Raw genomic sequence first — 15,717 nt, 5'->3', positions numbered from 1 at the left:
CTCAGCTCATCGTGACGTCCGAGTACCGGTCCTGCGCGGAACTGTCCCACCTGACGTCGACCTGGCAGCGGACCGGCTGGCCGGTCGCGGTCAGTTGGTTCGCCGCGATGGCTCCCGACGGGTCGGTGAGGGTGCTGTACAGGCCTCCCGCGGGAGCGGCCCCGCCCCGAGCGAATCCGAGAGTGCTCGGCGCCACGGTGGTCGGGTAGAACACCGCGTCACCCGTGATCCGGTAGGTGCCCCGCGTGGTGTCCTTGCGCTTCTTTCCCGGGATGATGGCAGCGAGCGAGAAGGTGTCCTCCCCGCCGTCGGAGACGTTGCCCTGTGCGTCGACCTCCCACAGCTCCCAGTAGCGGCCGACGGTGGCGTACACATGCGAACTCTTGGCTGTGACGTAGGCGTCGATGTTGGCGCTGGGCAGGGCGACCCACGCCGAGCCGTCCCACTGTTCCACGGTGAAGGTCCGGTTGATCTCCTGGATGATCAGGCCCTGTTGGGGCGGATTGACGCTCAGCTGCCGCCTGCGCTCGAAATAGCCGCACTCGCCCTCCAGGTCGTCCCCCGACAGGTGTGTGAGGGCGACCTGCGACGCCACCTGCGCGCCGGCACCGGTGTTCCCGGTGGCGGGAGCACGCTGGACAGGCGCGTGTGAGTGGTCTTCCGTTCTCGCGCCCCCGAGCGACACGGAGCCGGACTGCGGGCTGCTGCCCTCCGCCGCGGCGGGCAGAGGCCGGCGTAGAGCCGCTGTGGCGTTCGCCTCGGCCGCGCGCTCGAAGTGGTCGGAGGGGTCCGACACACGGAGCCCGGACCCGTTCTCCGTACCGGCGACCGGGCCCTGGCGCTGCTGGATCACATGGGTCAGTTCGTGGGCGAGGGTGTGCTTGTCACCGCCGCCGCGGCCGAGCACCACGTGGTCGCCCGAGGTGTAGGCGCGGGCGCCGATCTCCACCGCGGACCGGGCGGCCGAGGCGCCCTCGTGGATGCGCACGGACTCGAAGTTCGACCCCAGGCGCGCTTCCATCTCCGTGCGCACCGGTTCGGCCAGCGGCCGGCCGGGGGAGCGCAGCACCTCGTGCACGCTGGAGCGCTGCACCGGCGCGGCCTCGGCCGCCGTCTCGGTCTCGGTGTCCTGGTGGTCGCAGGAGGACTGGTGGACGTGCCGCTGCAGCTCGATCATCCGGGCGACCGCGGCGTTGCCGATGGCGCGTTGGAGGAACGGTGCCGTCGCCGGAGTCACCGGCGTGCCCGCCCGGACCTCCTGATCCGTCACGGACGGGCCGTGACCGGCCCTGGAGTCCGGGGCTTTGCGCGGCGACGCCCCGTCGTTCCGCGGATCGTGTGTCCTACCGTGCACAAGCCCCTCCTGCCGCCACGGCACCGCACCACCGCGAATGCCCGAAGCAAGCCGTATCAGCCTGCCGCGCGCCGGAGAAGGCCCGTAGGTGCAAACTCAAGGGCAGCCGCGGGTCCTGCGAGATGGCGAGTGTCCGTGCCGTCCGCATCCGGCACAGACCCCCGACCTCGCCCGCGGGACGGGCCGGTGCCGCCGGTGGCCGAGTCGGCGACCTCCGTCCGGGGGGCCGGTGCCTTCGACGGTCGCTGTCCACCAACGCTGCCCGGGGTACGAGCCGATGCCTCCCATGGCAGGGGCGCGCGCGGCGACGCAGCGCGGACCTGTGCGCTCGCGGTGTCGATGCCGTGCATCGGCAGACAAACCTGCCCTGCTCCGCTCACCAACGTGGTCGACGTGCCCGGTGGAGCAGGCCCGTGGGACCGCGTCCATGGCCACTGCCGTCATGCACCCTGTCCCGCCACGGCCGCCTCCTGGGCCCCGACCCGGCCGGCTCCCGCGCGTCACCCTGTTCCCGCACATGATCGGGGGGATGTTCGTCAGCTCAGCCCGCAAGCGCCCGGAGCCGGACCCGGACCCGGGCCCGGGCCCGGGAAAGCTCACCGCCCGCCGTGCGCCGGCGGGGAGCGGTGGTGCAGCCGGGCGGCCAGGATCGCGACGTCGTCCTCCGCGTGCCGGGCGTCGAGGCGGGCCAGCGTCGTGTCGAGGACGTCGTCGACGGCCGGAGCGGCGTCGAAGCCGACGTCCGCCAGCCGTTGCAGGGACTGGTCGATGTCCTCGCCACGGCGCTCGACGAGTCCGTCGGTGAAGAGCAGCACCGTCTGCGACGGGTCCAGCCGGTAGGTGGTCGATTCGTAGCCGCCCAGGCCCGTGCCCAGTGGCGGGCCGACCGGCACCCGCAACAGTGAGGCGCGGCCCGCACCGTCGATCACCGCGGGCGGCAGGTGACCGGCGCTGGCAAGGGTGACCTGGCCCCGGTTGGGGTCGACCTGTGCGACCAGGCAGGTCGCGGGCCTGCGCTCGGGCTCGTCGGAGGCGAGGTCGTCGAGCTGGCGCAGCACCCGGTGCGGTGGAAGGTCGGCGGAGGCTATGTAGCGCAGGGAGGAGCGGTAGGCGTTCATGTCGACGGCGGCCTCCAAGCCGTGTCCCATGACATCACCGACGACGAGCAGCGTACGGCCGAAGTGGAGCCGGACGGTCTCGCACCAGTCCCCGCCGATCAGGGCGTTCTGCCCGGCGGGCAGATAGCGGATGGCCACGTCCAGGTTGGGGTGCGGCCGGCCGGGCTCGGACAGCAGCGCGCGCTGCAGCTTGCCGACCATGCCGCTCACCGCGTCGTACTCCCGCGCGTGCCGCACATGAGAGGCGGCCAGCTCGGCGAGGAACGCCACGACCTGCGTCTCCGCCTCCGTGAACGGCGTCTCCTCGCGGGCGCTCACCAGCACGCCGTAGCAGTGGCCGGGCACGGCCAGCGGCACACAGAGCGCACGGCCGGCGTGCCCCACCACCGGACGCGGGGAACCGTCGCCTGTCTGGCCCGCCACCTGCTGCGACGCCGCCGCGGTCCACCAGGGGGCGGGGAGGAGCGCCGGGTCCCCGGCGACGTCCTCGTACTGCGAGAGGGTTCCGGCGACGAGGCGCAGCACGGCCGCCGAGCCTCCCACCTGCCCGGCGACCTCCCGGATCAGCTCGGCATACGTGGTGTCCTCGTCGAGTGTGCTGCCGATGCGCACCGCGGAGCGCAGCGCGCTCAGCTGGGGCGCCGCGTCGACGCCCAGCTCGGATGAGCCGCCGGGGTCGAGGGGATCCGCCGGCGTCGGTCGAAGGGACGACTCGTGACCTCCCGCCACGCTCACCACCCTAGACGCAGGGCACTCGGCATGGGTAACACCATCGTTCCAGAAGATCGCGCGCTCTTCCGGCCCGTGCGGGGCCGTGATCCTCACCGCGGGCGTCACCAGCTGACCGCGCGGTCTCACGGGCGTCACCAGCTGACCGTGCCGGTCTCGCGCCCCGCGGAACGGCTCACAGGCAGAGCCCCCGGACCGAGCGTCCAGGGGCCCTGTCCGTCCCGCACGGGCACGACCGCTCAGCCGCTCAGCCCAGCTCGGCTCCCCTGGCCGCGGCCTCCTTTTCCGTCCGGGCCTGCCCGGTGGCGAGCGTGCCGCCCGCGCTCTCGAGGTGGGCCCGCACGAACCACTGGAACTGCTCCAGATCGCGCAGCTGCTCGATCAGCAGATCCTCGGTGGCGGTGTCGAGGTCCCCCGCCTCCTTGATCGCGGCACGGACGCCCTCGATCACTCCCGTGTAGACGAGGTCGAGCGCGCCGAGATGGGCGATCGCGTCGGCCCGGCCGATGGAGTAGTCGTCCCAGGTGCGTTCGGCGACGAGCGCTCCCGGCGTGCCCGGCGCGACACCGCCGAGCGTGGCGATGCGCTCCGCCACGTCGTCGGCCATCTCCCGCACCCGGTCCACCTGCGGGTCGATCATCTCGTGAACGGCGATGAAATGCGGTCCGACGACATTCCAGTGCACGTGCTTCAGCGTCAGGTGAAGATCGTTCAGCGCGTGCAGACGCAGCCGGAGGGAACCGATCAGCCGGCCGGCCGCCTCGCGCTCGATGCCGGGGACCGTGTACTTCGGGGTCAGATCCTGCGTCATGCCTCACCTCGGTTTTCGTCGGGGTACGTCACTGCATCAGCACGGTTGCCCCGATTCGGCCTGGTCAGACCTGGATGTGCGGCGGTCGCGGCTCCGGTCGCGCCCGAGTCAGCCGGCGCCCAGCGCGTCGACGGCCTCCTGAACGCTGGCGTGCAGTGTGAAGAGCTGGTCGAGTCCGGCCACGCGGAAGAGCTGGACCATGGCCGGGCTGAGTGCCGCGACCGAGAAGGAGGAGCCTGCGGCCAGGGCCCGATGGTAGGCCGTGATGATCATGGTCATCCCGGTGGAGTCGCAGTACGCCAGTTCCGACAGATCGGCGATGACGCCCGGGCCGGGAGCGCGCAGCACGTCCTCCACGGCCTGACGGAGCCTGGGGCCCGTGTAGTGGTCCAGATCCCCGGCCAGGCGGAGTACCACCAGCCCTGACCGGGAGGGATGCGCGCTGATGGCGAGAGCGCCCTCTGTCTCGTTCACCGTGTCTCCTGTGCGGTGAGTCGATCGGACGGGGCAGCGGATCGCGCCCGGCCCCCGTCGCGTGCGACGAGCATGCCTCCTCCGTCCCGGTGCTCACGTGATTATGTGCTACCTGCACAGGTTTCCCGGCCGGCCTGGATTATCCTACGGAATCGCGACTGCCCGCCTGGACATACATGGTTTTTCGCTGACGGGTCATGTGTTCGCAGGGCTTGAGGGATCTCTGCCACAACGCGGCGGTCGTCGCCCGTGCGGGGGCAGGCGGGGACCGGTCGGCGTCGGGCGGCGGTTCCGGGGGCAGACAGGCAGGGGCACGCGGTCGGGGAACGGGCGCGGGCCGGCGGCGCTGAGGGCCGCGGAGTGGGTTCGGCATGAGGGGAAGGTTGTCGCGTGGCGAGTTCGGACGACGCTGAACACGGGCCGCCGACGGCGGCCGACGGCGATGTGTTCGCCGCCGACCGCGAGGTCGGCAGCCACCTCGCCGAGGTGGACTGGACGGCCACGCCCCTGGGTCCGCCGCGACAGTGGCCGCAGAGCCTGCAGACGGCCGTCAGCATCCTGCTGTCCTCCCGGTTCCCCATGTGGATGGCCTGGGGGGAGCAGCTGACCTTCTTCTGCAATGCCGCCTACCGGCGCGACACGCTGGGCCGCAAGTACCCGTGGGCGCTGGGCCGGCCCGCCAACGAGGTGTGGGCGGAGATCTGGGACGACATCGGCCCGCGCATCGAGACCGTGCTCAGCACCGGCGAAGCCACCTGGGACGAGGGGCTGTTGCTGTTCCTGGAGCGTTCCGGCTACAGCGAGGAGACGTACCACACGTTCTCCTACAGCCCGTTGCGCGACGACGCCGGTGACGTGGTGGGCATGCTCTGCGTGGTCAGCGAGGACACCGACCGGGTGATCGGCGAGCGGCGCATGGCCACGCTGCGGGACCTGGGCTCGGACCCGAGCGTGATCCGTACCGAGCAGGAGGTGCTGGCCTTCGCCGACCGGCAGCTGACCACCAACCGGCAGGACCTGCCCTTCACGCTGACCTACCTGTTCGACGGCGACACCGCCCGGCTGGCCGGAGCCACCGGCATCGCCCCGGGTCACCCGGCCGCGCCGGCCGTCATGACGGTTGACGACCCCGACGGTGTGTGGCCTGTCGCGGCCCTGGCCAGAGGCGAGGCGGTCCCCGTGCCCCTCACCGGCGACGCCTTCGCCGAACTGCCGGCCGGCGGCTGGCCCGAGCCACCGGTCCAGGCACTGGCGGTCCCGCTCCTGCAGCAGGGCAGCGCGCCGTACGGCTTCCTCGTCGCGGCCCTCAACCGCTACCGCGTCCTCGACCAGGGCTACCGGGGTTTCATCGAGCTGACCGCGGGACACATCGCGTCCGGCATCGGCAGCGCCCGCAGCTATCAGGCGCAGCAGCGGCGGGCGGAGGAACTGGCCGAGCTGGACCGGGCCAAGACCACTTTCTTCTCCAACATCAGCCACGAGTTCCGGACCCCACTGACCCTGATCATGGGTCCCGTCGAGGAACTGCGCGCCCGGTTCCCCGGCGCGGAGGACCCCGTACGGCGGGAACTCGACGTGGTCCACCGCAACGGGCTGCGGCTGGGCAAGCTGGTCAACACGCTCCTGGACTTCTCCCGTATCGAGGCCGGTCGGATGCAGGCCCGCTACGAGCCGGTCGACCTGGCCGTGGTGACCGCCGAGCTGGCCAGCGTCTTCCGCTCGGCCGTGGAGAAGGCCGGGCTCGCCTTCGACGTGGACTGCCCGGACATGGACGAGCCGGTGTACGTCGACCGCGGCCTGTGGGAGAAGGTGGTCCTCAACCTGCTCAGCAACGCGCTGAAGTTCACCTTCGACGGTGCCGTCCGGGTGAGCGTGCGGGGCGAGGACACGCAGGCCGTGGTGACCGTGGCCGACAGCGGCATCGGGGTGCCGGAGGCGGAGATGCCCCGGCTGTTCGAACGGTTCCACCGCATCGAGAACGCCCGCTCCCGCTCGAACGAGGGCAGTGGCATCGGGCTGGCCCTGGTGCGGGAGCTGGTCGGCCTGCACGGCGGCACGATCACGGCCGAGAGCACCGAGGGAGCGGGCACGACCTTCACCATCCGGCTGCCGTTCGGTACCGCCCATCTGCCCGCCGAGTCCGTGGTGTCCGAAGCGGGCGCCGGCGCGGCCACCGGCACCGCCGACCCCTATGTCCAGGAGGCCATGCGCTGGCTGCCCGGGAGCGACACCGGCGTGGCGGCCGACGACACGGTCGCGCGGGCAGAGGTGAACGGCGCGATGCCGAGCGCCGGGCCCGCCGTCAGCGCCCGCGTGCTGGTGGCGGACGACAACGCCGACATGCGCGAGTACCTCACGCGGATTCTGGCCGGGGCGGGTTACGAGGTCAACGCCGTCACCGATGGCGTCGAGGCCCTCCGCTCCGTCCGCCGCGACAGCCCCGACCTCGTCGTCAGCGACGTGATGATGCCACGGCTGAACGGACTGGAACTGGTGGCGAGGCTGCGCGGAGACGCCCGTACGGCCTCGGTGCCCGTGCTGCTGCTGTCGGCCCGGGCCGGTCAGGAGGCGTCGATCGAGGGGCTGCACGCCGGCGCCGACGACTATCTCGTCAAGCCGTTCGCCGCCGCCGAACTCCTGGCCCGGGTGCGCGCGAACGTCGAACTGGCGCGGCTGCGCAGCCACCACGTCCGCTGGCGGGCGGCGCTCATCGACTCCCTCCAGGAGGCGTTCTTCGTCTGCGACGAGTCCGGGGCCGTCGTGGAGATCAACACCGCGTTCTCCGACATCCTCGGCTACGGCCCCGAGCACCTGCCGTACGCCCCGGTCCATCCGTGGTGGCCGGACGCCGCCGCCGAGCCCGAGGCGCACCGGCAGGTCGGCCACGCCTTCGCCGACCTGCTGGAACGCGACCAGGGTTCCTACACGATCCCCGTCATCCACCGCGACGGCCACCGGCTGTGGGTGGCCATCACCTTCAACAAGGCCCAGGACCCGGACACCGGACGCCAGGTCACCGTCGGTACCTTCCGTGACGTGACCGCCGAGCACTACGCCGTCCAGCGCGAGACGGCACTGGCCGCGCTGACCACCTCCCTGTCCCGGGCGGTCAGCCTGCCCGAGGCGCTGTCCGGCGCCCTGGAACAACTGAAGACCCTGTGGCGCGCGCGGAGCGTGGTGGCCGCCGTCTTCGAGCGCACCGAGGTGCCCACCTTCACCTCCACGGAACCGGACCTGCGCTGGGAGGGGCTGCCCGCGGGACGCCGGGAGGCGCTCGCCGGACTCCGCCACCATTCACCGCTCACCCCGGTGGCCGGGGACACCGGGGCCGGAGTCCTGCTGGAACACCCCGACGGCCCGCTGGCCCTGTGGATCGACCTCGGGGTTCACCGGCCCTTCACCTCCGAGGACCAGCTGCTGCTGTCGCTGCTGGCCGGGCACCTCGCCCAGGGCCTGGTCCGGGCGCACCAGATCGACCAGCAGCGGGAGACCGCGATCGCGCTGCAACGGGCCATCCTCGGCCCGGCCAGCCTCCCCGAGGGCTTCGCCGTCCGGTACGAGCCCGCCAGCCGCCCGCTGGAGGTGGGGGGCGACTGGTACGACACCGTCGCCCTGGCGGACGGGCGGATCGGCATCGTCGTCGGCGACTGCGTCGGACGCGGACTGGAAGCGGCGAGCGTGATGGGGCAGCTGCGCAGCGCCTGCCGGGCGCTGATGCTGATGGATCCCAGCCCCGGCCGGACGCTGACGGCCCTGGACCGGTTCGCCGCGAGCGTCCCGGGCGCCATGTGCACCACCGTCTTCTGCGGTGTCCTCGATCCCGCCACGGGGCAGCTGACCTACTCCAGCGCCGGACACCCGCCGGGCATCGTCGCCCACCCCGACGGCACCACACGGCTGCTGGACGAGGGACGTTCCCTGCCACTGGCCGTACGACCGGGCCGGGAGCGTCCGGAGGCCGCGTGCGCCCTGCCCGCGCGGGCCACGCTGCTGCTGTACACCGACGGGCTCGTCGAACGCCGCCGACGCCCGCTCAGCGTCGGGATCGACCAGGCGAGCGAAGCCGTGCTGGAGGGCCGCGACATGCCGGTCGACACTCTCGCCACCGAGGTGATGTCGCGGCTCGCACCGGCCGGCGGCTACGACGACGACGTGGCGCTGCTGCTGTACCGGCACCCGGCGCCCCTGGACATGTCCTTCCCGGCCGAGTCGTCCCAACTCGCCCCGGTGCGCAAGGCCTTGCGCAGCTGGCTCGCCCAGTGCGACCTGCCCCCGAACACCGTGCAGAACATTCTCGTCGCCGCCGGGGAGGCGTGTGCCAACGCCATCGAGCACGGCCACCGGCACGCCCCGGGGGAGGCCGTACGGCTGCGGGCCGAAGCTCTGGTCGACAGCCTGCGCCTGACGGTCGCCGACAGCGGCCGGTGGAAGACTCCGCAACCCGAGCTGAACGCCCACCGCGGCCGGGGCGTGGGCCTCATGCGGGCCATGATGCAGCAGGTCACCATCACGCCCGGCCCGTCCGGCACCACCGTCGACATGCAGATGAGGATCGCCTGATGACCACCCCCCTCACGCTCACCACCGGACGGCGGCCGGACGGTACTCCGCATCTCGCGGTCAGAGGCGAGATCGACATGAGCAATGCCGGATCCCTGGCCGACGCCCTCGATGCCGGCTCAGGGCCCCTCGTCCTGGACCTGACCGAGGTGGAGTACCTCGACAGCGCCGGGCTCAGCGTGCTCTTCACCCACGCCGACAGACTGGAGCTCGTCGTCCCGCCGCTGCTGGAGTCCGTCCTCACCGTCTCGGGGCTCGCCGCTCTGGTCACCGTTCACGGTCTCAGCCCCGACGACGCGTCCCAGCCGTGACCGGTGCCCCCGCGAACCCCGCGGGCGCTGCCCGCCACCGTCCCCGACGCCGCCGCCGCCGACGGCGTCACCGCCCGCGCCCAGACCACCGCAGTGCCCGCGCCTTCCGGCCAGGAGTGATGACCAGCGTGTCCGACACCCTCCACATGACCGTCCAGCACACCGGCGAAGGCCTCGCCGTCGTCGCCGTCGCCGGTGACGTGGACCTGCATACCGCGTCCGCCCTGCGCGCGCACGCCCTCGCCGTCGTCGACCAGGGCCTCCCGCATCTCGTCCTGGACCTGACCCACGTCGACTTCGTCGACTCCACCGGCCTCAGCACCCTCATCCACCTCCTGCACGCCACCCAGCAGGCAGGCGGCTCGCTCCGCCTCGCCGAAGTCCCCGACCGTCTCCTGCGCATGATCACCATGACCGGCATCTCCCAGCTGCTCCCGGTCCACCCCACGGTCGCCGACGCACTGGCCGCCCGGACCGCCGCCGGTACATCCGGTGATGCCGACGCGGACGCCGGCACACGCGACTGACCGGTCGTGCGGAGGGCGGGGAACCGGGCAGCCGTCTCGTCACCGGTGCCTAGCGGCCTCGACGGTCAGCAGTTTCTCGGCACCGCCTTCGAGGAACGCGATCTGCCCGACGCCACGGGCCGAACCTGCCGACCGGCAGATTCGGCCCGAAGAGCGCTGGATCGGGATCGCGCCCAGCCCCTGGATCAGTCTCGCGACCCAGGCCGACCGTCGCCGTGAACGGTGTTCAGGCAGACCCGGGCTGAGCATCCTTCAGCGTTCGGCACCCTGTGCTTCCTGCGGCCTGGCAGCGATCACCTGGGTGTTCTGCGGCCCGTCGGCCGACTCCGGGGTGCTCTGCGGCCTGTCGGCGAGCTTGAGCCAGACCACCCCCACGATGATCAGGCCCAACCACAGCGCCTGGACCGTGCTGAGCTTCTCGTCGAAGAAGACGGGACCGAGCACTGCCGCACCGGCTGCCCCGATCCCTGCCCAGACGGCGTACCCGATGCCGACATCGATGGTCTTCAGCGCGACGCTCAGTGCCCAGAGCGTCAGAAGGAAGAACACGACGGCGACCAGCGACCACGTCAGGCGAGTGAAGCCGTGGCTTCCGCCGACGGAGAGCGCGTAGCCGATCTCGAAACCTCCGGCGAGGAGGAGAGTGAGCCAGGAGTTGGCCGAGGAGGGACTGTTGTTGGACATCGACGCGGATCCTTTCGTGAAGCGGTCGGATGACGGGGATGGTCAGGCGGCGCCACTGAGCTGGAGGCCGACGACCCCGGCGATGATGACGGCGATGCCGAGCGCCTTGCGCCAGTTCAGGCGCTGGCCGAAGAGCAGGGCTCCGAGAAGGGTGATCCCGATACCGGCGACGGACGTCCAGATGGCGTAGCCGACGCCGACGTCGAAGGTCAGCAGGGCCTTGCTGAGGAAGAAGGTTCCGATGGCACCGCTGACCAGGGTCGCGATGGTCCACGGGCGGTTCTTGAAGCCTTCGGCCTTGCCGGCCGCGATGGCGACGGCGATCTCGAAGACGTCCGCGATGGCGAGGTAGACCCACTGCATGGGTGGTCCTTTCGTTCGGTGGAGACCGGCGTCGCGAGGCCGCGCCGGCGGGTTCGCCGTACCGGGGGAGTGGCGGGCAGGCGAAGCGGTGGTCCGCCAGGAGGCCGGGCGGAGTGGACAACGGCCGGCTCAGGGTCGGCCGGCGTGGACTCGGTCGCCGTCGCGACCGCGAGCCGGTTCGCGAGCCGTTTCGCGGGCGGACGACGGCCGGGCGAGGGGCGCGGTGAAGGCGGCCTCGCTGCCGTCAGAGAGCGGTTGCGGGCGCCGCTGTCTTCACCGCAGTGCGCTGAGGGCTTCTCTCAGCACCCGTCGGTACCGCAGGCGGCACCACGGGCGACCGCCTGTTCGGCCTGCACGTCGAGTACGGCCTTGCGGATCCGGGACACGGAGGGCACGCCTTCCAGGCGGTGGCGTTCGTCGACGATGATCGTTGGGACGACGGAGATGCGGTACGCCTCGGCGGTCCGCAGCGCCGCCCGGTGGGTCTCGGTGTAGGTCCCGGCTGTCAGCGCCTCGGTGAAACCGGTTTCGTCCAGGCCCAGTTCGGATGCGATGTCGGTGAGGACGTCCAGTCGGCCGATGTCCCGGTTCTCCCGGAAGAAGGCCCGCAGCACGCGCGGGGTGTATTCCGCGCCCTTGCCGTGTTCGGCCGCGTACTGGTAGCCCTCGAACGCCAGCCGGGTGTACGGCTGCGGTGACACGGTGGGCAGGGTGATGTCGACGTTCATGCGGCGGGCCATCGGGTAGACCGAACTGGCCCAGATGGCGGGCAGGTACTCGTCCTCCGGCCGCAGCGTGGGGGCCGGGTGGGGCCGCAGTTCGAACGGCATCCACTCGATCTCGACGTCGAGGTCGTGGGTGGCCTCGTGCAGCGGGCCCTCGGCGAGCATGCAGAACGGACAGACGTAGTCCGACCAGACTTTGAGTTTGACCTTGGTTGCTGCCATCTCGTTCACATCCGCCTCCGGTTGATGGCGAGGTAGTCTTCGAACGGCTTCGTCCCTTCCGGGATCTGCAGCGCGGAGACCCTGATCGGCCACATGGCCGGGTCCTCGGCGAAGATCGAGTAGGACCCGGAGTAGTCGAAGCCGTACTGCGCGGCCGTCTTGCGGTCGACCACGTGGACGATGTGGCCGACGTTGAAGTACAGCGACGCCATGTAGCACAGCGCGCAGGGCTCACCGGAGGCGATCAGCGTGGCCCCGGCGGTGGCGTGCAGCCCGTACCTGGCGGCGGCTTCGCGCAGCGCGACCACCTCGGCATGGGCGGTGGGGTCGTTGTCCTCGCGTACGCGGTTGAAGCCGGTGCCGAGGACGCGGCCGTCGTTGACCACCACTCCGGAGAACGGGATACCGCCCTCGGCGACGTGTTCGCTGCTGAGCCGTACCGCCTCCCGGGCGTACTCGGTCAGTTCGCGCTCTGGGATTTCGTAGTGGGACACCTTTACTCCCCGGCTCGGACCGTGGTTCGGGCGGGCGGGCTGGCACCGCCGGTGATCGAAGGATGGACCCTCGATCCTTGCTTGTACGTGCATGTTGTTGGATCCCATGCGTTCCGGCGGAAAGGTCGAGCCGGCGGATAAAGCTTGCATGAACATGTATCTTGTTGTCAACGCGCCGCCTGAGAGGAAGCTGCCTCATGACCACGATCTCCTTTGCGTCGGCCGCCTCGTCCGACCAGGCCATGTGGGGCAGAGTCCTCACCCTGCACGCGCACGTGGAGCGCCAGCTCACCCAGGCCCTTCAGCGCAGACACGGAATAGGGCTCTCCGAATTCCGCGCCCTGGAGTGTCTCGTCCAGGCCGAGGACGGCGAGCTGCGCATGCAGGAACTCGCCGAGAAGGTCGGGCTCGGGCAGAGCTCGGTGACCCGGCTGGTCGGCAGGCTCTTCACGGCCGGCTATGCCTTCAGGGATCTGTGTCCCGACGACAAGCGCGGTGTCTACGCCGTCATCACCGACGAGGGAAAGAAGCGCTACGCGGACGCGCGCGGTACCTACTCCGACGTCCTCAGTGCCGCGCTGAACACCGCCGGCGCCACCCCGGAGCTGGCCGGGACGGTCCAGGCGCTGCGCAGCGCCCTCTGAACGGCACTGCCGTCCCCCTCGGGCTCCGCCCGGGAAACCGTTTGCCGAAAGCCGTCCCCCGGGGGCGGCTTTCGACGTTTCCGTACCCGGGCGAGCATGTCCCGGTAAACGTGCGACGCCACGCGGCACACCCTTCTTTAAGCGCTGCGACACCTTCGTGGAAGCCGTTGCATCTGCCCGAAACGCATCGTTCACCAAGCAAACGAGGGCGCCTCGAACCGACCTGGTTCCAGTGATGTGCATCACTGAGCGGCACGGCAGTTACATGCTTGACTCTGCATGCACCACCGGTACGGTTGGTCGCGAATTGCTCACGGGGGGTGAAGCGTCGGGCCGGCTGGCCAGCCGGTCGCCGGGCTTCGCGAGTCGGTCGGCGCCACTTGGGCGCACACACCCCCCTTGGGCATGTCCGTTGACATGTACAGGTGAATGAAAAGGGGGGACTGTGCCTTTACCACGCCTTCTCGACACGCTGACCGCGTACGCCCGGCGCCGGCCCGACCAGGTGGCCCTGATCCGGGGCGAGCAGCAGGTGACGTACCGCGAACTGGTCGACCTCGCCGAGGACTTGTCCGGCGCCCTGGACGGTCTCGGGCTCGACCGGCGACAGCCGCTCTGCGTGCCCGCACACAAGACACCCGCGACGATCGCCCTGCTCATCGGCGCCTTCCGGGCCGGGTACGCGGTCCTGGCGCCCTCACCCGAACTGGGTTCGGCCGCCCGTGCGGCGCTCGCCGTCCAGGCCCGGTGCTCCCACGTGCTGACCGTCGACGACCAAGGGCTGCTCGACACCGCCCCGGTCGTACCGGACGAGGAGGCCGCACGGGACTTCGACACCGTGGACCCCGACACCGCGTCCCTGCTGCTCACCACCTCCGGCTCCACCGGTACGCCGAAGATCGTGCCCATCCCGGGTGCCGCCTTCGAGCGGTTCGCCGACTGGGCGGCCGACCGGTTCCGCCTCACCGGGCAGGACACCCTGCTCAGCTACGCGCCCCTGAACTTCGACCTCTCCCTGCTCGACGTGTGGGCCGCGCTGCGGCTGGGTGCCCGGGCCGTCCTCGTCGAGCAGGAGTTCAGCGCGGACGCACGTCACCTGCAGGAGCTGGTGACCCGGCACGAGGTCACCTTCGTCCAGGGCGTGCCCATGCTGCACCGGCTGCTCACCCAGGACGGTGCCGTCCACCCGGCGGTCCGCACGGTGATCTTCACCGGGGACGCGATGCCGCAGGCGCTGCTGCGGCAGCTGGGCACGGCCTTCCCCGGCGCCGGCTTCCACAACGTCTTCGGATGCACCGAGACCAACGACAGCTTCATCCACGACGCCGACCCCGCGCAGGCCGGGGAGCAGACCCCCATCGGCCGGCCACTGCCCGGCGTGCGGGCCCTGCTGGTCGACGACGAGGGACGGGTCCTCGACGGTCCCGGGACCGGTGAACTTCTCGTGACCACACCGTTCCAGACCTTCGGTTACCTGCAACGCTCCCGCAACGAAGGGGTGTTCGTACCCGCCCCCGACGGCGGCGGCGAGGTCTTCTACCGCACCGGCGACCTCGTCACCCGGGACGCCGACGGCCTGCACTGGCTGCGCGGGCGTACCGACTTCCAGGTCAAGGTCCGCGGGGTGCGGACCAATGTGCAGGAGGTCGAGAACGTCCTGGCGGCCCACCCCGAGGTCGCCGAGGCCGCCGTCGTGGCGATCCCCGACCCCGAGGCCGGCTACCGGCTGCACGCCCAGGTGACCCGCCGGGCCGGCACCTCGCTCACCTCGCTGCGGCTGCGCTCGCACAGCGCCGAGCGCCTGCCCCGCCACGCCATCCCGTCCTCCGTGCACGTGGGCGACGCCCCGCTGCCGCGCACGTCCACGGGAAAACCCGACCGCAACCTCATCAAGGCAACACGACAGAAGGGAAATCCCGCATGAGCTCCCTGGCGGACCAGATTCGCGGCTACGTCGTCGCCGAGTTCCTCGACGGAGAGGACACGGCGGACCTGACCGCCGAATTCGACCTCATCGACAACGGCGTCGTCGACAGCCTGGGCGTGGTCCGGATCGTCTCGCACCTCTCGCGGGCCTACTCGATCCCGATCGACGACATCCCCCTGAAGCCGGACAACTTCCGCAGCATCGGCGCCATTTCGGCGTTCGTCGAGGACGCGACCAAGACCACCGTCTGAGTCGTCGTCCGGCTCCTCGCAGTACACCGCAGACAACTCCCGGAGCGCTTCCAAAAGAACGTCCGGTAGACCCATCACACACCCAGGAGACTGCCATGATCGTCCGCAGCACCAGCGACCTCGCCCCCGTCGAGTGGGGCAACGGCACCAGCCACCGCCTGCTCACCGAGGCCGACGGCATGGGCTTCACCGTGTGCGAGACGCTGGTCCGCAAGGGCACCACGAGCGCCCTGCAGTACCGCCGTCACCTCGAGGCCTGCTACTGCACGGGCGGCTCCGGCGAGGTCGTCACCGCGTCCGGTGACCGCTACAAGATCACCGAGGGCACCATCTACGCCCTCGACCAGAACGACGCCCACTACCTCATAGCCTCCGACTACGAGGACCTGAGATTGATCTCCGTGTTCAGTCCAGCTCTGCGCGGCGACGAGAAGCACACGCTGTCTCCCGACGGCTTCTCCCAGTACTGAGTTCCGCGATCCGGGGCCCCGCCCGCACCGGGGCGGGGCCCCGGCCCCGACCA

At 71.0% G+C, this 15,717-nt stretch carries 15 protein-coding genes; 7 read left to right on the top strand and 8 right to left on the bottom strand.

The window, feature by feature from the left end:
* Position 1 precedes the first annotated feature (1 nt).
* The 4 genes from AB0B40_RS12250 to AB0B40_RS12235 form a co-directional block, all read right to left on the bottom strand.
* Positions 2–1,177, bottom strand: a complete 1,176-nt coding sequence (locus AB0B40_RS12250) for a DUF4157 domain-containing protein (RefSeq protein WP_345046604.1) — start codon at positions 1,175–1,177, stop codon at positions 2–4.
* A 773-nt stretch (positions 1,178–1,950) separates the two neighbouring features.
* Positions 1,951–3,201 carry a PP2C family protein-serine/threonine phosphatase gene (locus tag AB0B40_RS12245; protein WP_345046443.1) on the bottom strand — a complete coding sequence of 417 codons (1,251 nt, stop codon included), beginning with the start codon at positions 3,199–3,201 and terminating at the stop codon, positions 1,951–1,953.
* Between the two features lie 247 nt (positions 3,202–3,448).
* A complete protein-coding gene (locus AB0B40_RS12240; RefSeq protein ID WP_345046441.1) occupies positions 3,449–4,012 on the bottom strand; it encodes a DNA starvation/stationary phase protection protein in 564 nt (187 codons plus the stop codon).
* A 108-nt stretch (positions 4,013–4,120) separates the two neighbouring features.
* Positions 4,121–4,486: an STAS domain-containing protein gene (locus AB0B40_RS12235; RefSeq protein WP_345046440.1), complete on the bottom strand. Its 366-nt coding sequence runs from the start codon at positions 4,484–4,486 to the stop codon at positions 4,121–4,123.
* A 390-nt stretch (positions 4,487–4,876) separates the two neighbouring features.
* Here AB0B40_RS12235 and AB0B40_RS12230 point away from each other — a divergent pair, with 390 nt between their 5' ends.
* The 3 genes from AB0B40_RS12230 to AB0B40_RS12220 all read left to right on the top strand — a co-directional run bounded on the left by AB0B40_RS12230 (position 4,877) and on the right by AB0B40_RS12220 (position 9,884).
* On the top strand, positions 4,877–9,046 hold the full coding sequence (locus tag AB0B40_RS12230) for a SpoIIE family protein phosphatase (protein WP_362263848.1): 4,170 nt from the start codon (positions 4,877–4,879) through the stop codon (positions 9,044–9,046).
* Entirely contained in the window at positions 9,046–9,357 is a 312-nt protein-coding gene (locus AB0B40_RS12225; RefSeq protein ID WP_345046437.1) for an STAS domain-containing protein, read from the top strand. The genes AB0B40_RS12230 and AB0B40_RS12225 overlap by 1 nt, the downstream gene beginning before the upstream one ends.
* A 119-nt stretch (positions 9,358–9,476) precedes the next feature.
* Positions 9,477–9,884: an STAS domain-containing protein gene (locus AB0B40_RS12220; protein ID WP_345046436.1), complete on the top strand. Its 408-nt coding sequence runs from the start codon at positions 9,477–9,479 to the stop codon at positions 9,882–9,884.
* A 252-nt stretch (positions 9,885–10,136) separates the two neighbouring features.
* Here AB0B40_RS12220 and AB0B40_RS12215 read toward each other — a convergent pair whose 3' ends face one another.
* From AB0B40_RS12215 to AB0B40_RS12200, 4 genes are all read right to left on the bottom strand, one after another.
* Positions 10,137–10,568 (bottom strand): multidrug efflux SMR transporter, encoded by a 432-nt coding sequence (locus tag AB0B40_RS12215; RefSeq protein ID WP_345046434.1) that lies wholly within the window; start codon positions 10,566–10,568, stop codon positions 10,137–10,139.
* A gap of 42 nt (positions 10,569–10,610) precedes the next feature.
* Positions 10,611–10,931, bottom strand: a complete 321-nt coding sequence (locus AB0B40_RS12210; RefSeq protein ID WP_345046432.1) for an SMR family transporter — start codon at positions 10,929–10,931, stop codon at positions 10,611–10,613.
* Between the two features lie 299 nt (positions 10,932–11,230).
* On the bottom strand, positions 11,231–11,878 hold the full coding sequence (locus AB0B40_RS12205; RefSeq protein WP_345046430.1) for a DsbA family oxidoreductase: 648 nt from the start codon (positions 11,876–11,878) through the stop codon (positions 11,231–11,233).
* A gap of 5 nt (positions 11,879–11,883) precedes the next feature.
* Complete coding sequence (locus AB0B40_RS12200) at positions 11,884–12,372, bottom strand: nucleoside deaminase (protein ID WP_345046429.1); 489 nt, start codon at positions 12,370–12,372, stop codon at positions 11,884–11,886.
* Between the two features lie 197 nt (positions 12,373–12,569).
* Between AB0B40_RS12200 and AB0B40_RS12195 the strand changes: the two genes are divergently transcribed.
* The 4 genes from AB0B40_RS12195 to AB0B40_RS12180 all read left to right on the top strand — a co-directional run bounded on the left by AB0B40_RS12195 (position 12,570) and on the right by AB0B40_RS12180 (position 15,664).
* On the top strand, positions 12,570–13,016 hold the full coding sequence (locus AB0B40_RS12195) for a MarR family transcriptional regulator (protein ID WP_345046427.1): 447 nt from the start codon (positions 12,570–12,572) through the stop codon (positions 13,014–13,016).
* Between the two features lie 445 nt (positions 13,017–13,461).
* Complete coding sequence (locus AB0B40_RS12190; RefSeq protein WP_362263847.1) at positions 13,462–14,940, top strand: AMP-binding protein; 1,479 nt, start codon at positions 13,462–13,464, stop codon at positions 14,938–14,940.
* Positions 14,937–15,194: an acyl carrier protein gene (locus AB0B40_RS12185; RefSeq protein ID WP_345046425.1), complete on the top strand. Its 258-nt coding sequence runs from the start codon at positions 14,937–14,939 to the stop codon at positions 15,192–15,194. Before AB0B40_RS12190 ends, AB0B40_RS12185 begins: the two co-directional genes overlap by 4 nt.
* Positions 15,195–15,289: 95 nt before the next feature.
* Positions 15,290–15,664 carry an ectoine synthase gene (locus AB0B40_RS12180; protein WP_345046423.1) on the top strand — a complete coding sequence of 125 codons (375 nt, stop codon included), beginning with the start codon at positions 15,290–15,292 and terminating at the stop codon, positions 15,662–15,664.
* Positions 15,665–15,717: the final 53 nt, after the last annotated feature.

The organism is Streptomyces sp. NPDC042638, from assembly GCF_040647235.1.
GTDB lineage: Bacteria > Actinomycetota > Actinomycetes > Streptomycetales > Streptomycetaceae > Streptomyces > Streptomyces rameus.
Note: the sequence above shows the minus strand (reverse complement) of the source record. Positions and strands in the feature narration are given on the sequence as shown.